At 38.1% G+C, this 443-nt stretch carries 1 protein-coding gene; it reads left to right on the top strand.

What is annotated here, in order from left to right; genetic code table 11:
- Positions 1–443 (top strand): RNA-guided endonuclease InsQ/TnpB family protein (locus tag AABK37_RS41900; RefSeq protein WP_432557260.1); only part of this gene is annotated, 443 nt, incomplete at both ends.

Below are 443 nucleotides of genomic sequence, written 5' to 3'. Positions count from 1 at the left end.
AAAAAACAGTTAGGGAGGTTACAAAGACAATTACAGCGGAAAACAAAGGGGAGTAAACGACATACCAAAGCGAAAAATAGATTAGCTAAATATCACAAGCAGATTGCGGATACACGCAGTAACACCATTCATCAGATGACTACATCAATATGCAAAAACCACGCAGTTGTAGTGATTGAAAATCTTAACGTTAATGGGATGCTGCAAAACCATAAACTAGCTGCTGCTGTCTATGATTGTGGGTTTGGTGAAATAGAACGACAGTTCAAATACAAAACACAGAAATTTGCTAGTCAATTAATACAGGTTGATACTTTTTATCCTTCATCTCAATTATGTTCGCAGTGCGGTGCAAAGCAGAAAATGCCGTTAAATATTCGCACTTACACCTGTGGAAGTTGTGGTTCCCAAAGAGATCGGGATGAAAACGCTGCATACAATTT

Origin of the sequence: Tolypothrix sp. VBCCA 56010, assembly GCF_050875635.1 — a bacterium.
Classification (GTDB): domain Bacteria; phylum Cyanobacteriota; class Cyanobacteriia; order Cyanobacteriales; family Nostocaceae; genus Hassallia.
The sequence above is the reverse complement of the archived record's forward strand: the minus strand, read 5'-3'. Positions and strand labels throughout refer to the sequence as shown.